Annotated in this window: 16 protein-coding genes; 15 read left to right on the top strand and 1 reads right to left on the bottom strand. The window is 49.6% G+C overall.

Features of this window, described 5'->3' with window-relative positions; translation table 11 throughout:
- The first annotated feature begins 136 nt into the window (after positions 1-136).
- From BN2665_RS21520 to BN2665_RS21500, 5 genes are all read left to right on the top strand, one after another.
- Positions 137-1,654, top strand: coding sequence for a ParB/RepB/Spo0J family partition protein (locus tag BN2665_RS21520; protein WP_181392700.1), 1,518 nt, complete (start codon positions 137-139; stop codon positions 1,652-1,654).
- A gap of 300 nt (positions 1,655-1,954) precedes the next feature.
- Positions 1,955-2,308 (top strand): DUF7768 domain-containing protein, encoded by a 354-nt coding sequence (locus BN2665_RS21515; RefSeq protein WP_011988863.1) that lies wholly within the window; start codon positions 1,955-1,957, stop codon positions 2,306-2,308.
- A complete protein-coding gene (locus BN2665_RS21510) occupies positions 2,301-3,008 on the top strand; it encodes an antirestriction protein ArdA (RefSeq protein WP_055669154.1) in 708 nt (235 codons plus the stop codon). The genes BN2665_RS21515 and BN2665_RS21510 overlap by 8 nt, the downstream gene beginning before the upstream one ends.
- 91 nt (positions 3,009-3,099) lie before the next feature.
- Complete coding sequence (locus BN2665_RS21505; RefSeq protein ID WP_055669153.1) at positions 3,100-4,245, top strand: IS91 family transposase; 1,146 nt, start codon at positions 3,100-3,102, stop codon at positions 4,243-4,245.
- Positions 4,246-4,303: 58 nt separating this feature from the next.
- Positions 4,304-4,489: a hypothetical protein gene (locus tag BN2665_RS21500; protein ID WP_055669152.1), complete on the top strand. Its 186-nt coding sequence runs from the start codon at positions 4,304-4,306 to the stop codon at positions 4,487-4,489.
- Positions 4,490-4,654: 165 nt separating this feature from the next.
- Here the strand turns inward: BN2665_RS21500 and BN2665_RS21495 are convergent, their stop codons facing one another.
- Positions 4,655-5,065 carry an ester cyclase gene (locus BN2665_RS21495; RefSeq protein WP_055669151.1) on the bottom strand — a complete coding sequence of 137 codons (411 nt, stop codon included), beginning with the start codon at positions 5,063-5,065 and terminating at the stop codon, positions 4,655-4,657.
- Positions 5,066-5,185: 120 nt separating this feature from the next.
- On the opposite strand from BN2665_RS21495, the gene BN2665_RS21490 reads away from it, so the two are divergent.
- The 10 genes from BN2665_RS21490 (at position 5,186) to BN2665_RS21450 (ending at position 15,237) form a co-directional block, all read left to right on the top strand.
- Positions 5,186-5,983 (top strand): DUF6674 family protein, encoded by a 798-nt coding sequence (locus tag BN2665_RS21490; protein WP_055669150.1) that lies wholly within the window; start codon positions 5,186-5,188, stop codon positions 5,981-5,983.
- Positions 5,984-6,058: 75 nt separating this feature from the next.
- Positions 6,059-6,532 carry a PcfB family protein gene (locus BN2665_RS21485; RefSeq protein ID WP_055669149.1) on the top strand — a complete coding sequence of 158 codons (474 nt, stop codon included), beginning with the start codon at positions 6,059-6,061 and terminating at the stop codon, positions 6,530-6,532.
- The gene (locus BN2665_RS21480; RefSeq protein ID WP_055669148.1) at positions 6,522-8,354 is read left to right on the top strand and encodes a VirD4-like conjugal transfer protein, CD1115 family; all 1,833 of its coding nucleotides are present in this window, start codon (positions 6,522-6,524) and stop codon (positions 8,352-8,354) included. Before BN2665_RS21485 ends, BN2665_RS21480 begins: the two co-directional genes overlap by 11 nt.
- Before the next feature lie 92 nt (positions 8,355-8,446).
- Positions 8,447-8,659, top strand: coding sequence for a Maff2 family mobile element protein (locus tag BN2665_RS21475; protein WP_055669147.1), 213 nt, complete (start codon positions 8,447-8,449; stop codon positions 8,657-8,659).
- Positions 8,660-8,670: 11 nt separating this feature from the next.
- Complete coding sequence (locus BN2665_RS21470) at positions 8,671-9,537, top strand: VirB6/TrbL-like conjugal transfer protein, CD1112 family (RefSeq protein ID WP_055669146.1); 867 nt, start codon at positions 8,671-8,673, stop codon at positions 9,535-9,537.
- A gap of 48 nt (positions 9,538-9,585) precedes the next feature.
- The gene (locus tag BN2665_RS21465) at positions 9,586-10,047 is read left to right on the top strand and encodes a SpoVG family protein (RefSeq protein ID WP_181392720.1); all 462 of its coding nucleotides are present in this window, start codon (positions 9,586-9,588) and stop codon (positions 10,045-10,047) included.
- Positions 10,048-10,097: 50 nt separating this feature from the next.
- A complete protein-coding gene (locus BN2665_RS21460; RefSeq protein WP_055669144.1) occupies positions 10,098-10,496 on the top strand; it encodes a DUF7007 domain-containing protein in 399 nt (132 codons plus the stop codon).
- 47 nt (positions 10,497-10,543) lie between these two features.
- Positions 10,544-10,930 (top strand): PrgI family protein, encoded by a 387-nt coding sequence (locus BN2665_RS26500; RefSeq protein WP_074042383.1) that lies wholly within the window; start codon positions 10,544-10,546, stop codon positions 10,928-10,930.
- Positions 10,887-13,250, top strand: coding sequence for a VirB4-like conjugal transfer ATPase, CD1110 family (locus BN2665_RS21455; RefSeq protein WP_074042382.1), 2,364 nt, complete (start codon positions 10,887-10,889; stop codon positions 13,248-13,250). The genes BN2665_RS26500 and BN2665_RS21455 overlap by 44 nt, the downstream gene beginning before the upstream one ends.
- Positions 13,243-15,237, top strand: a complete 1,995-nt coding sequence (locus BN2665_RS21450) for a C40 family peptidase (protein ID WP_055669143.1) — start codon at positions 13,243-13,245, stop codon at positions 15,235-15,237. Before BN2665_RS21455 ends, BN2665_RS21450 begins: the two co-directional genes overlap by 8 nt.
- Positions 15,238-15,240 lie beyond the last annotated feature (3 nt).

The following is a 15,240-nucleotide window of genomic DNA, read 5'->3' as shown; positions in this document are numbered from 1 at the left end:
TTTTTGTATCTGGATAGCGGAACTTCGGGTCAACTTGGCCCGAAGTGGAAAGGGGGGATTACAAATCCCTGTGGGGCTTGACCTAAAAAATCAAGCCCCTTTTTCATGCCATAAAACAGACAAGGAGGAAAAACGCATGGCAAAAAATGAGCCAAACAAACCGGACGAAGTAAAAACCGCCCCGGCACAGGAAGCCGCAGCAGAAGAAAAAAGCACTCCCAAACCCATGCCGGAGATTGGCGGCAAAGCTCCTGCCCCGGAAAAGACTGCCGAAGAAACAGCGGCACTTCCCCATGAGGACGGAGCCGCCCTGCATGAATCTGATAAGGACAGGCCGAAAGTACCTACCCCCATTGACATTCCCGCCCCCGGTGATGTGGTGGTTTCCTTTGACAAAATCAATGAGATTGTTTCCGGGAAACAGGCGGCGGTAAAGGAAGCGGAGCAGACCGCCCCCGAAAAAAAGGACATGGAAAAATCAGCACACACCGAAAAAAAGGCAGAGCCAGAGAAACCCGGTATGGATAAGGGAAAGGAAAACGAGCCGAAAACGGCTAACAGCAAGCCCAAATCTCGCTCACAAAAAACCACTGAAAAAGCGGACAAAAAGCCTACTCGCCCTGCCAAACAGGAAAAAGCCCCAAAGGCTGTAAAACCGGAAAAGCCGGATAAACCGAAACAAGCCGCAGAAATTGGCGGCGGGGCTTCTGATTCCCCGCAAGCTACGGAACAGGCACAGCAGGAAACGCCGTCCCCTGCCCCGGAACTGCCGTCCGAACCGAGGGAAGCACCCCACCCCGGCGAACAGGAACAGATTGTTTATCTCAATCTTTCCGAGCTTTTCGCTTTCAAAGATCACCCGTTTCAGGTTCGTAATGATGAAGAAATGGCGGCTATGGTGGAAAGCGTTAAGGACAAGGGCGTTACCCAGCCTGCCATTGTGCGCCCCCGTGAAGATGGCGGCTATGAAATCGTATCAGGCCACCGCCGCCAGAAGGCCAGCGAATTAGCCGGATTTGCGGATATGCCTTGTATTATCCGCAACATGACGGACGAACAGGCCATCACGCAGATGGTAGAGGACAACACCAACCAGCGTGAAAATATCCTGCCCAGTGAACGGGCCAAAGCCCTGCAAATGCAGTTGGAAGCCATCAAGCGGCAGGGCGCGCGAACCGGCAACGGGCAACGCTCCAATGAGGTTGTAGCAGAGCGCAACAAAATGACGGTCAAGCAGGTTCAGCGGTATATTAAGCTCAATGAGTTGGTTCCCGACCTTATAAAAATGGTGGACGAAAAGAAAATCGCGTTCACTCCCGCCGTGGAGCTTGCGTTCATCAAGCCCAAAAATCAGCGGTATATCGCTATCGCCATTGAGGGCCAGCAGTCGGCTCCCTCACTCTCACAGGCACAGCGTATGCGTGACCTTGACCAAAAGAAGTTGTTAAACCCCGATGTGATTGACGGAATCATGTTAGAAGAAAAAAAGGAGGCAGACAAAGTGATTATTTCAAGTCAGGAATTAAGCCAGTATTTCGGCAAGGAGAAAACACCTCGCGAAATGAAGGATACCATTATGAAACTGCTGGAGGAAAACAAGGCGAAGCTGAAAGAGGTTTCGGCTCCTCAAAAGAAAGCCGAACAGGAAAAATAAGCACTTCGGGTCAAGTTGGCCCGAAGTCGGTATATGCGGGGCTTTGCCCCGTGCCCCAAAGCTCTAAGGATAAATATATTCCCCGTCGCCGCTTATTGGGTAGCATAGCCGGGAAAATCGGTCAAGAGCTTGCCGCCGTAGGCGGTGCTTCGCACTCTTGACGGATTTCTCCCGGTTATGCTTTAAGGCAGTCAAGCGACGGGGATATATATTCCTTTGAGCTGCTCCCTTTCCAAGCGTGGAAAGGGCGGGGGGATAGGTTGACACATTCAGCGCAACAAGAACGGAGGTGCTTAAATCATGAAACGACCTTTAGCATACATTACTGCCGCGTGGTGCGGCAATCACGATACGGATACCAAACAGGCGGCGCAGTATTGCCGGGCAGTCTATGAAGCCGGGTTTTCCCCGGTTTGCCCGACCCTGTATCTTCCGCTTTTTCTCAATGACGCAATCCCGGAGGAACATAAAAGCGGCATTGATATGAGCCGGGATCTCCTGCGCCGCGCCCATGTACTTGTCGTATGCGGAAGCGATATTGACGAGGACGTGAAAAACGACATTGCCGTTGCCGGGCGGCTGAACATCACGGCAACCACGCTGGACGGGATTCTGACCGTGAAAACACAGGGGCAGGAAAAAGACCATGCTTGAAGCCTTTGTTACCAATCTTGGACGGTATAACGAGGGATATTTGGACGGGGAGCCTTTAAAGCTCCCTGCCACCACCGAGGAAGTGCAGGCTCTTTTGAAGCGTATCCATGTGGACGGTGTGCGGTATGAGGAAATTTTCATTACTAATTATGAAACCGACATTCCCGGTCTGCGTGACTGCTTAGGAGAATATGAAAGCATTGATGAGTTGAACTTCTTGGCTTCCCTGCTGGACGATATGGAGGAATGGGAGTTAGAAAAGTTTTCTGCCGCCGTGGACTTCGGGGAGTACAACAGTGTACCCGCCCTAATTAACCTTACGCAAAATCTGGATTGCTTTGAGTTTTACACCGGAATTGAGAACGAGGACGATTTGGGCCGCTACTATATTGAAGAAATGTGTACGCTGGAAATTCCGGAGCATTTGGAAAACTACATTGATTATGAAGCCTACGGACGGGATATGAGCATGGACGAGGACGGACGCTTTACCGAAGGCGGATATGTGGTGCGGACAGGCGACAGCTTCACCGAGCTTTACTGCGGCAGGGAAGATTTACCGGAAGAATACCGGATTTTCGCTTATCCCAAACCGGAAAAGCTTTCTATTCGTGACACACTCAAACAGTATCAGCAGATGATTGACAACGCACCGTACACCTCAAAAGACCGCTCTGCCCCGTCCTGTGAGGAACGATAAATAAGTGTCTTCGACACTTCAACTCCCCTGCCCCTCAATCTTGAGGGGATTAGGGGTTTCTTTTTGTATCACTTTGTTTCATAATAAGCTTATGAATATACTACAAAAAATCTTTTCTGACCATTATGAAGAAATGTTATACATTCTTCATCCCCGCAAAGTCGTTATTGAAAACGTGGACAGGATGATAAACTGCGGTGCCCCTTCCTTTGGCGGCGCCATGTATGTCTGTCCTCACTGTCGAAATATGAAGTTTGTTCCCTTTCGCTGCAAAAGCCGCTTTTGCCCATCTTGCGGAATTAAGTATTCACAGGAACGCTCTACCTCTATGGCTTTTAAACTCATCCATTGTGTACACAGGCACTGTGTCTTCACCATTGATGAAGATCTACGCCATTTCTTTTTCGATGACCGTTCTCTTCTGGACTGTCTCTTTCAGGCTGTACGCAGTGTTGTCCTTCGAATGTTTCACAACTTAAATAAGTCCAAAAACTTTGTCCCCGGCTTCATTTGTGTCCTTCACACCTTCGGACGTCCCCTGGAATGGAATCCACACATCCATTGCCTGATCTCTGAGGGCGGATTCTCTGATGATGGTTTCTGGCGGACTGTGAATCATTTCAACTACACACTTTTAAGGAAATCCTTCCAGACTGCTCTTTTAAACGAGCTGGAATCCCGCATCGGACCTTCTTTCAAGAAAACAAAGGCTCTCATTTATCGCAAAGATAAAAATGGTTTCTACGTTTATGCAAAGCCCAGTCTCTCCGATACCGATACTGTGATCAAATATGTCAGCCGGTATCTTAGCCGTCCTGCCATCGCTTTAAAACGGATCGATTCCTACGATGGGGAACATGTCACCTTCCATTACAACCGCCATGAAGATAATGCCTATGTGCAGAAAACACTTCCTGCTCTTGATTTCATGCAGCTATTGATCCAGCATATCCCTGAGAAGAACTTCAAAATGACCCGTTATTATGGACTTTATGCAAGGCACAGAGAAAAAGATAAATCTTTGTATAAAGCTATCCCTAAGTCCAAACACCAGATCTTGCTCAGTTTTACAAAGTGGCGCAGCAGCATTCTTCTGTCTTTTGGTTATGATCCTTTGAACTGTCCTAAATGCAGGCATGAAATGTTGCTTGTGGAACTTTATTATGATCACCACAGAGTTTCTCTAAAAGAACTTTATGAAAGGGCTATGGCAAAAGCCAAATGCCGTTCCGCTTGATTTTTTTGCCTGTCTGTATCATACTTAATTTATTAACAGACAGGAGGTATTAAAATCAATGGATCCAAAACTTATAGAGGAACTCAGACAAAAATATATCCAAAATCCTCCGGAAGGAATGACTGCAAAACTCGTCAAAAACATGACTGACTCTGATTTGCTGGATATGCATTACTTCCTTATCGAAGATGAGGATCTTGATGACGATGAATTTGAAGAAGGTTTTTATATTGACCTCTTTTAGCCACCGTCTATTTATTGTGCCCGCCTCTGAGCGGGCTATTTTATTTAGGAGTTCGACTTTAGTCGAACTTTCCTATTATATAAAAAAACAGCTACGAATTAGTTAGACCGTAGCTGTTAAGGAAAGTAATACAATTTTATAAGACATGGTGAAAACTGGTGGACATTATGCAGGTTTAATGATTTCTGCATTAAAGAGGGCTTCAAAAGTATTGACAGCTCCACCATGCTCGACAATTTTGCCATCAACAATTTTGTCAATGTCAACACCTGTCATCCGCAATTTTTTGCCTGTGGGTTTCATGCCCAGCCATTCCCCCTGATGTGTCCCCTCCATAAGAAACTCTGAGATTATCATATCGCCATCAGCGTATTGGCGAATAATTGTCATTTTCAAATCAGGATAGGTTTTTCTGACATCTACCATATGTTGTTTCATGCCCTCAATACCTACGGGGATAATATCTTCTCCTATTCTTACCGTGCAGTTATCTGCAATATATTCAGGTAATTCATTAAGAAGGTGGTTTGAGGTGATATGTTCATAAAAGTACTTAACTTTTTCCAAGTTATCCATAATAAGCTCCTTTATTCATTTCAAATTATATTTTTAGGTTAATAATACCACATTTATACAGTTGAAACAATTGTCACTTTGGGTCAACTTGGCCCGAAGTGTGAAAGGAGGTTAAAGCCTATGGCAAAAACGAAAACTACCGCCGAGCCGATTTTGGAAAATGAACACGTTAAGGAGCTTTTGGCGATATTGCGGGAAAACAATTCCCCGTCCACAAAGGATTTTCTTGCGGTTCTGCATCATGTCGGAGCAATGGAAAAACAGCTTGACGCCGCTGTAAAGGAGCTTGCCGCCATGCGGCAGGAACTCCGAACAGCACAGGAACAGAACCACCCGGTTAAGACCGATTTGCAAAAGGCGGTCATTGTTATGCAGGGGCAGGTATTGGACTTGCGGGATAAATTGGCGGAGCTAAAGCAAAGCGTCATAGACGGTTGTAAGAACGCCGTTACCGCTTTTAAGGAAACCGGCATTTCCGCGCTGGATAACGTAGCCCGGTTCTTCAAGGTGTGCCCCACTTTAGAAGCCATGCGGGATATGCTCACAAAGGATATTCAGTACGACGATAAGGCTATTGCCAAAATCGAAGCCATCAGCACCGAATACCATCAAGCCGGGCGGCATTTGAAAAACATGGGTCGGGTCATGCTTGGCAGAGAAGCGGCACAGGAAGTCAAACGGCCCGGTAAGCTGGCGGCGGTCATATCTGCCCCATTTCATGCGGAGCGTTCCCATTTTTCCAGTATAAAAAGCCATGTAGAAAAATCTTTGAAAACGCTGGCACGGTTGGAAGAACGGGCGGCAGAGAAAAAGCCCTCTATCCGGGAAGCTCTTGCGACCCACAATGAAAAAATCGCGCAAGAACAAAAGGACACTCCCACCACAGAACGCCCCCGCCCTGTCAATGCGGAGAGGTAACACACTTCGGGCCAACTTGGCCCGAAGTCCTCCCGCATATACGATTGTCCTATCTGGCAGGAAAGGAGGAATTTCATGCAGGAAGATATTGAACGCCGGACGGTTGCCCTATCCGTCAATGCCACAAAACTGACGGGCCGGACACTGGCAAAGGTGCTGGCGGCAGCACTCCGGCAGATACAAAAGGGCCATCAGAAACGGCAGACCCCACAGGGCAGACAGAGCGTAAAAAAGCTGATGAACCACGGTGTTTCTACCAATAGCCTTGATTTGTCCGGGGATACGAAGCTGTTTGACCGTGTGGCCCGAAAATACAATGTGGATTATGCTTTTCATAAAACAGGGCCGGACAAATACCTGCTGTTCTTCAAGGCTGGACAGGCGGACGCTATCACCGCCTGTTTTGGCGAATACACAAAGCTGGTACTGAACCGGAGCAAGAGCCGCCGCCCCTCTATTCTGAAACAGTTAAAATCCTTTGCCGACAGGGAGCGCACCAAACCGCGTCAGCAGGAACGGAAACGAGAGGTGGTGCGGAATGAACGATAAAATCCGTAAATATGTGATTCCCAATGTTCCCTATTTGTTTGTGCTGTGGTTCTTTCTGAAGCTCGGCACAGCCTACCGTCTTGCGGCAGGTGCAGACTTTGGGGAAAAGCTAATCGGCATGATGAAAACCACAGGCCCGGCGTTTGCTTCATTTGCGCCGGGCTTTGTGCTGTCCGATTGGCTCATTGGCCTTGCAGGGGCTGTCATGCTCCGGCTGGTGGTATGGTATAAGGTAAAAAACGCAAAAAAGTTTCGGAGGGATGTGGAATATGGCTCGGCCCGGTGGGGAACGGCAAAGGACATCAAGCCCTTTATCGACCCCAAATTCAGCAACAACGTAATACTTACAGGCACGGAGCTTCTTACCATGAACACCCGCCCGGCAAATCCCGCCAACGCCCGAAACCTTAACTGCTGTATCATAGGCTCCAGCGGAAGCGGGAAAACCCGCTTTTGGCTGACCCCACAGCTTTTACAGGCTCATTCGTCCTATGTGGTGGTTGACCCAAAGGGCGGCATTTTAGAGCAGGTAGGCTCTTTTCTGAAAAAGCAGGGCTACAAAATCAAGGTATTCAACAGCATAGATTTTTCAAAATCCATGCACTATAACCCGCTGGCCTACTTAAAGACAGAAAGCGATATTTTGAAGTTTGTAAACGCTCTGATTGAGAACACAAAGGGCGACGGCAAAGAGGGCGACCCGTTCTGGACGAAAGCGGAAACACTTTTGTATTGCGCTTTAATCGGCTATATCGTCTTTGAGGGGCCGGAGGAAGAACGCCATATCAATACCCTTGTGGATATGCTGAACAGCATGGAAACAAGGGAAGATGATGAAAATTTCAAAAATGCTGTGGACTATATGTTCCTTGGCTTGGAAAAGCGCAACCCCAATCATTTTGCGGTGCGCCAGTACAAAAAATTCAAGCTCGCCAGCGGCAAAACCTCAAAAAGTATCCTGATTTCCTGCGGAGCCAGACTTGCTCCCTTTGACATTGGACAGCTCCGGGAGATTATGAGCTATGACGAAATGGAGCTTGACCGCATGGGTGATAAGAAAACCGCTACCTTTTTCATCATCAGCGACACCAATACGACCTACAACTTCATTGTTGCCCTTGCCTTTTCGCAGATGTTCAACCTTTTGTGCGAACGGGCCGACAGCAAATTCGGCGGCAGACTTCCCCATCATGTAAGGGTATTATGGGACGAAGCCGCCAATACCGGGCAGGTTCCTCAACTGGAAAAGCTGGTTGCCGTTATCCGATCCCGCGAAATATCCTTGTGCCTGTTTTTACAGGCACAGAGCCAGTTAAAGGCTCTGTATAAAGACCACGCTGAAACCATTATGGGGAATATGGACAGCGTGATTTTTCTTGGTGGGCGGGAACATTCCACCATCAAGGAGCTTTCGGAGGTTTTGGGGAAAGAAACCATTTCCATGAAGACGGAAAGCCGCACACGGGGTCAGTCGGAAAGCTATGGACAAAATCTGCAACGGCTTGGCAAGGAGCTTATGACAATGGACGAACTGACCACCATGCCGGGCAACAAGTGTATTTTACAGCTTCGCGGTCTGCGTCCGTTCCTATCCCTAAAATACGATTTGAAACAGCACCCCAATTACAGGTATACCGCCGAAGCCGACAAGCGCAACGCTTTTGACGCTTCAAAGCTGGTAAACCGCCGCATGAAAAAGCTCAATCCCAATGAGCAGTATATCGTTTATGAAGTAAATGCCGACGAGGAAACCGTCGCCATAGACGAGAACGAGGACATTCTCAACTATGATGATGTGGACGACCCGGAAGCATTTGCATAACTTCGGGCCAACTTGTCCCGAAGTGACAGCCGCCGAAAATGGCGGTTTTTTTGTACCCAAAAACAATATAAAAACATGGAGGTAATTAGATTATGGGATTTTTTACGAGTGCAGTTAGTACCTTACAGAGCCTTGTTGTGGCTCTTGGCGCGGGCCTTGCCGTGTGGGGCGTTATCAACCTTTTGGAAGGGTATGGTAGCGACAATCCGGGCGCGAAATCGCAAGGCATTAAACAGCTTATGGCCGGGGGCGGCGTTATCCTGCTGGGAACAACGCTTGTACCTATGCTTTCCAGCCTGTTTTAAGGTAGGCCGGTATGGATTTTCTCACCGACTGGATTAACGAATGGATAAAAGGTCTGCTGGTAGACGGTATCATGGGCAATTTAAGCGGCCTTTTCGAGAACGTGAACGACCAGATCGGAGAGATTGCAACGCAGGTGGGAACCACGCCGGGGAATTGGAACCCCGGCGTGTTCTCCCTTATACGGCAGCTTTCCGAAACGGTTGTTTTGCCGATTGCCGGACTGGTGCTTACCTTTGTCATGTGCTATGAGCTGATTCAAATGCTGATTGACCGGAACAACCTGCACGACATTGATACATGGATTTTCTTCAAATGGATATTCAAAACCTTTGTCGCGGTACTGCTTCTATCCAACACGTTTAATATCGTGATGGCGGTATTTGATGTTTCCCAAAGCGTCATTAACAGCGCAGGGGGCGTGATTGCAGGGAATACAGGGGTAAGCCCCGATATGCTGGACAGCTTGGAAGCCCATCTCATGACAATGGAAATCGGCCCTCTGCTCGGTCTGTGGATGCAATCCTTTCTGATTAAGATTATTGTCGTAGCAATCAACATTGTTGTGTTTGTCATTGTGTACGGCAGAATGATTGAAATTTATCTTTTGACCAGTTTAGCACCCGTGCCAATGGCAACCTTGGTCAACCGGGAAATTGGCGGCATGGGCCAGAATTATCTGAAATCCCTGTGCGCCGTGGGCTTTCAAGGCTTGCTGATTTTGGTATGCGTGGGGATTTACGCAAAGCTGGTGCAGAGTATCGCCGTAGGCGGCAACCCCATTGGAGCCATATGGACGGTTATCGGCTATACGGTTCTATTGTGCTTCACCATGTTCAAGACGGGAAGCCTTGCAAAATCTATTTTTGGAGCACACTGACAACTTCGGGCCAACTTGTCCCGAAGTGAGAAAGGAGAAATTCTTACTATGAGCAACGAAAAAACAACGGTTCCGCAGGAAACGGAACAGGCGGCTCTGCCGCTGAAACTGGACGTTACCGCCCGGCTCATTGAGCCAAAGGGCAACCTTGTAGGCTTTGCCAGTCTGAAACTGAACGACTGCTTTGTGATTGACGATTTCAAGATTTTACAGAGCGACAAGGGCATTTTTGTAGGTATGCCGAGCAAGCCGGATAAGACCAGCAAGTCCGGCTACCGGGATACGGCCCGCCCCATCACAAAGGAGTTTCGTGCCGAGCTGACGGAAGCCGTGACAGCGGCCTACCATGCAGAGCTTGAAAAGTTGCAGACCCGCGCTGCTGCCATTGCTTCCCCCGAAAAGCAGTCTATCCCGAAACAGCTTGCGGAGGGCGCGAAACAGGCGGCACAGGAAAAAGCCGCCCGGCCTGCTCCTGCAAAGGCCGGTAAGACCAAAAATGCAGAAAGGTAATATTGCTACTTCGGGCCAACTTGGCCCGAAGTGCCGGAAAGGAGGATTTTATGCTCTATCAACAGCCGGAACAATCGCCGTGGGGCAAGGTGCAGACCTGTGATATTCTCTGCCCCGGCGTGTTTCTTGTGAGTACCGCCAGTCATGGCGGCACAATGGTTGCAAAGGATATGGCGGCGGTGCTTTCTTCTGCCGCGATCAAGTGTGGCTTTCGTCACAGCGGTTTTCTCTGCTTTGAGGAAGATACACAGGAAGATGTTGCCCTGCGGGAGCTTTTAGATAAAAAGCTGTGGACGATTCCTGACCGCATTAGGGATAAGTCTGCTTTTGAGGAAAACATCAATAAGTCACTTTGGGAACACAACCCGGACTATTGGCGGATACGACAGGCCGGACTGGAAAAGACCCCGGCACGGCAGACGGTTCCTATCCACAATGCAGAACGATAATCAACTTCGGGCCAACTTGGCCCGAAGTCAGAAAGGAGGATTTTTCATTGGCCTATGTAAGCGTACCAAACGATTTATCAAAAATAAAAACCCAAATGGCGTTCAATCTTACCAAACGCCAGCTTTTATGTTTTGGAACGGCGGCGGTAATCGGGATTCCGACGTATCTGTTTACCCGTACTTCCATTGGCAATACCGGGGCTATGCTCTTAATGATAGCCCTTATGCTCCCTTGCTTTCTCATTGCCATGTATGAGCGTGACGGACAGCCGCTGGAAAAGGTGGTGCAAAATATTGTCCGCTCCAAATTCCTGTGGCCCCGTACAAGACCTTATCAGACACAGAATTTCTATTCCTACCTAAGCAACCCCGGAAAGGAGGTTTCACCCAATGGCACAAAAAACAAAACGCCCGCCCGTTCCCGTAAAAAGTAGAAAGCCTAAAAAGCGCGGGCCGCAGTCGGCACAGCAGACCATTCCCTACAAGGAAATGCTGAAAGACGGTATCTGCAAGGTGCGGGAGGGCTACTATACAAAGACCCTTTCCTATGAGGATATTAACTACGCCGTGACTTCCAGTGACGACCAAAGCACCATTTTTGACGGGTACTGCGGGTTTCTCAATTACTTTGACAGTGCCTTGCCCTTTCAGCTTTCCTTTATCAATCACCGCTCCCGCCCGGAGAACCGTTACAACGTGAACATTTCCCCGCAGGACGACGATTTCAACAGTATCCGGGGCGAATTTACCGCTATGCTGGAAAACCAGATTGCCAAAAGCAACAACGGTATTGTCCGTTCCAAATACATCACATTCGGGATTCAAGCAGACGGAATCGCGGCGGCCCGGCCCCGCTTGGAGCGTATCGAAGCGGATATTGTGGGGAACTTCAAGAAGCTGGGCGTACAATCGGCAACCCTTTCCGGGCGGGAACGCCTGGAGGTGCTGCACAGCCAGCTACACCCCGGAGGACGGGAGCCATTCCGCTTTTCATGGGATATGATACCCAAAACAGGTATGGGAACAAAGGACTTTATCGCTCCCACTTCCTTTGATTTTCGCCAAAGCCGCGCCTTTCGTGTGGGAACCACATGGGGCGCGGCTCTGTATATGCAGATTATGGCTTCCGAGCTTTCCGACAAGCTCTTAGCGGAGCTTTTGGAGGTAGACGCGGAAATGACCATCACCCTGCATATCCAGACGGTAGACCAGACCAAAGCAGTGAAAACGGTCAAGGCCAAACTGACCGACATAGACCGTATGAAAATGGACGAGCAGAAAAAAGCCGCCCGGGCCGGGTATGACATTGATATTCTTCCCCCGGATTTGCTCACTTACAGCAAGGACGCGGCGGCACTCTTGGCAGATTTACAGAGCCGCAACGAGCGAATGTTTCTTCTCACATTCCTTGTGGTGAATACGGCTCCCACCCGCCAGCAGTTGGAAAACGATATTTTCACGGTATCGGGCATTACGCAGAAATACAACTGCTTTCTCAAACGGCTGGACTTTCAGCAGGAACAGGGCTTTATGAGTAGCTTGCCCCTTGGCTGGAATGGCATTGAAATACAGCGGGGCATGACAACAAGCTCTACAGCGATTTTCGTTCCCTTTATGACGCAGGAGCTACGCATGGACGGGCAGGCGTTGTATTACGGTATGAACGCTCTTTCTCACAATGTTATCATGGCAGACCGCAAAAAGCTGAAATCCGCTAACGGCCTGTATCTTGGCAGTACCGGCTCCGGCAAGAGCTTCGCCGCAAAGCGTGAGCTAATCAACGTGTTTCTTGCCACCAAAGACCGCATTATCGTGGTAGACCCAATGGGCGAATATGCCCCACTGGTCATGCGGCTTGGCGGGGAGGTCATAGAAATATCGCCCAATAGCCTCCATCACATCAACCCAATGGACTTAAAGCTGAATTTAGCCGGAGAGGACAGTCCGCTTTCGATGAAAGCGGATTTTTTATTGTCCTTATGCGAACTGATTATCGGCGGAAAGGAGGGCTTACAGCCCATTGAAAAAACGGTCATTGACCGTTGTGTGCGGCTGGTGTACCGGGAGCTTGCCCTTGGGATCGGGGACGGAAAAATGCCCCTTTTGCAAAACCTGTATGAAACCCTGTGCCAGCAACCCGAACCGGAAGCCAGACGGATTGCAACCGCCTTGGAGCTTTACTGCACTGGCTCCCTCAATATGTTTAACCACCCTACCAACGTGCAGACCGACAACCGCATTACCTGTATCGTGTTAAAAAGCATGGGCGAAAACCTACGCAAAATCGCCATGCACATCACAAACGAGCTGGTAACACAGGCGGTAGACGAAAACTTTTCCAGAAGCCTTGCGACTTGGTGTTACTATGACGAATTTCATATTTTGTTGCAGGACGCACTTTCTGCCAGCTACTTTGTCCGTGTATGGAAAATGCTCCGTAAAAAAGGCTGTGTACCGAGTGCCCTCACGCAGAATGTGAAAGATCTTTTAGCCAGCCGGGAAATTGAAAATATTCTGGAAAACAGCGACTTTATGATACTGCTGTCACAGGCACAGGGCGACCGGGCGATTCTCGCCAAACAGCTTGGTATATCGGAACATCAGCTTTCCTATATCGCCCACAGCAATTCCGGGGAAGGGCTTTTGTTCTTCGGCAATACCACTATTCCCTTTGTAGACCGTTTCCCCCGTGGTGAGATTTATAATCTGCTTACCACTCGCCCGGAGGACATCAGGGAGGCCCAAAATGCGTGATACGGGTAGGCCGGGCCGCTTGCGGTTCGAGCCGGAGGGACAGGCGGCAACTTCGGGCCAACTTGACCCGAAGTCAAAAAAGCGGACTGCACCGAAAAAGGTAATTGCCGGAAAAACACCCCCTCCGACCTCCGACCCGCTGGGAACTTCGCTGTCTGTGGGCAATCGCTCTGGCTCGGCCCCGCCTGATACGAAAAAACGAAAATTGCAGTTTGAAGATGAAGCCGCCCCGGAAATAGCTACCCCGCCGAAATATGCTGACCCCACAACTTCGGGCCAACTTGGCCCGAAGTCGGGAAAGCTCCGGCAGGACAGCAAGAAGCCCCGACCCTCTGAACGTCTGCGGCGCGACGGTGAGCCACCGCCCGGCGACGAATCCGCTTCCCGTAATGGTTCTACCAGCAAAAAGGCGGCGCAGGACGGTAAGCGTATGGAGAAATCAAAGCTCCGTATGGAAAAAAGCGGCGAAAAGCTGAATACTGCCCGTGAAAAATTGGCGAACCAGAAACCGCAGAAGAAACCCGGCCCGGTCAAAGCCTTCAGCCGTTCCACCCGGTATCAGTCATGGCGGTATGTGCATGGAAAAATCCATCAAGTGGAGCATGAAAATGCAGGCACGGAAGCCGCCCACAAAACCGAGCTTGCCGAAGAACACCTTGTCCGGGGCGGTACACGCTTTATGAAGCACCGTATCCGCACCAGACCTGCCCGGCAGGTTCGCAAGTGGGAACATAAGCATATCAGCGCAAGGGCCGATTACGCTTACCGCCAGCTTGTGCAGGAGAATCCTAGCCTGCAAAGTAACCCGGTTTCCCGGTTCTGGCAGAAGCAACAGCTAAAAAAGCAGTACCGAAAGCAAGCAAAGAAAGCCGCAAAGCAGGGCAAAAAAGCGGTGAGGTTCACAGAAAAAGCAGCCCGGACGATTGCGGCTTTTGTAAAGAGCAACCCAAAGGTTTTACTGCTTGCGCTGGTAATGTTCCTGCTGATTGTGATTCTGCAATCCTGCATGGCGGGAATTACCACCATTGGCAACGGCCTGATTAGTGTTGTAGGCGGCACCTCTTACGGTTCATCGGACAGCGATATTAAAGCCGTGGAAGAACGCTATACCACACTGGAAAAGGATTTGCGGGAACGGCTCTCCCGGATAGAACAGGATTATTCCGGCTATGACGAGTACCGCTATTCCGTGGACGAAATCGGACATGACCCCTTTGAGCTGGCTTCCTACCTGACTGCCAAATACGGCGGCTACACCCCGGCACAGGTACAGGCAGAACTGCAAGCCCTGTTCGGACAGCAATATATCCTGACCATCACGGAAACGGTGGAGGTACGCTACCGCACTGAAACCGACACTTGGACGGACGAGAACGGCGAAACCCATACCGACACCTACGAGGTTCCCTATGATTACTATATCCTCAATGTGTCTTTGAAGAATAAGTCATTGGGAGCCGTGGCTCTTTCCAATCTCGACCCGGAGCAGACGGAACGCTATGCCATTTACCAAAAGACCAAAGGCAACCGCCCTTATCTGTTCGAGGGCAATATTTACGCTCATGCCGGGGAATACACCGATTACGACATACCGCCACAAGCTCTGGCCGACCCGGAATTTGCCGCCATGATTACGGAAGCGGAGAAATATTTAGGCTACCCCTATGTCTGGGGCGGTTCTTCTCCCTCCACTTCCTTTGATTGTTCGGGCTTTGTGTGCTGGGTCATCAATCAGTCGGGTGTGGGAAGCGTGGGGCGAACCACCGCAACAGGGCTTTACAATTCCTGTTCCCATATCCCACCGGACGAAGCACAGCCCGGCGACCTGATTTTCTTTCAAGGCACCTACGATACTTCCGGCGCAAGCCATGTGGGAATTTACGTTGGAAACGGTATGATGATCCATTGCGGTTCCCCCATACAGTACACTTCGATCAATACAAACTACTGGCAAAATCATTTTTTAGGCTATGGGCGTTTGCCATAACGA

It is taken from the genome of Desnuesiella massiliensis, from assembly GCF_001403615.1.
GTDB lineage: Bacteria > Bacillota > Clostridia > Clostridiales > Clostridiaceae > Desnuesiella > Desnuesiella massiliensis.
The sequence above is the reverse complement of the archived record's forward strand: the minus strand, read 5'-3'. Positions and strand labels throughout refer to the sequence as shown.

Coding starts and splice junctions, on each gene's coding strand:
- BN2665_RS21520 (WP_181392700.1), top strand. CDS start 137: ATGGCAAAAAATGAGCCAAACAAACCGGACGAAGTAAAAACCGCCCCG.
- BN2665_RS21515 (WP_011988863.1), top strand. CDS start 1,955: ATGAAACGACCTTTAGCATACATTACTGCCGCGTGGTGCGGCAATCAC.
- BN2665_RS21510 (WP_055669154.1), top strand. CDS start 2,301: ATGCTTGAAGCCTTTGTTACCAATCTTGGACGGTATAACGAGGGATAT.
- BN2665_RS21505 (WP_055669153.1), top strand. CDS start 3,100: ATGAATATACTACAAAAAATCTTTTCTGACCATTATGAAGAAATGTTA.
- BN2665_RS21500 (WP_055669152.1), top strand. CDS start 4,304: ATGGATCCAAAACTTATAGAGGAACTCAGACAAAAATATATCCAAAAT.
- BN2665_RS21495 (WP_055669151.1), bottom strand. CDS start 5,065: ATGGATAACTTGGAAAAAGTTAAGTACTTTTATGAACATATCACCTCA.
- BN2665_RS21490 (WP_055669150.1), top strand. CDS start 5,186: ATGGCAAAAACGAAAACTACCGCCGAGCCGATTTTGGAAAATGAACAC.
- BN2665_RS21485 (WP_055669149.1), top strand. CDS start 6,059: ATGCAGGAAGATATTGAACGCCGGACGGTTGCCCTATCCGTCAATGCC.
- BN2665_RS21480 (WP_055669148.1), top strand. CDS start 6,522: ATGAACGATAAAATCCGTAAATATGTGATTCCCAATGTTCCCTATTTG.
- BN2665_RS21475 (WP_055669147.1), top strand. CDS start 8,447: ATGGGATTTTTTACGAGTGCAGTTAGTACCTTACAGAGCCTTGTTGTG.
- BN2665_RS21470 (WP_055669146.1), top strand. CDS start 8,671: ATGGATTTTCTCACCGACTGGATTAACGAATGGATAAAAGGTCTGCTG.
- BN2665_RS21465 (WP_181392720.1), top strand. CDS start 9,586: ATGAGCAACGAAAAAACAACGGTTCCGCAGGAAACGGAACAGGCGGCT.
- BN2665_RS21460 (WP_055669144.1), top strand. CDS start 10,098: ATGCTCTATCAACAGCCGGAACAATCGCCGTGGGGCAAGGTGCAGACC.
- BN2665_RS21455 (WP_074042382.1), top strand. CDS start 10,887: ATGGCACAAAAAACAAAACGCCCGCCCGTTCCCGTAAAAAGTAGAAAG.
- BN2665_RS21450 (WP_055669143.1), top strand. CDS start 13,243: ATGCGTGATACGGGTAGGCCGGGCCGCTTGCGGTTCGAGCCGGAGGGA.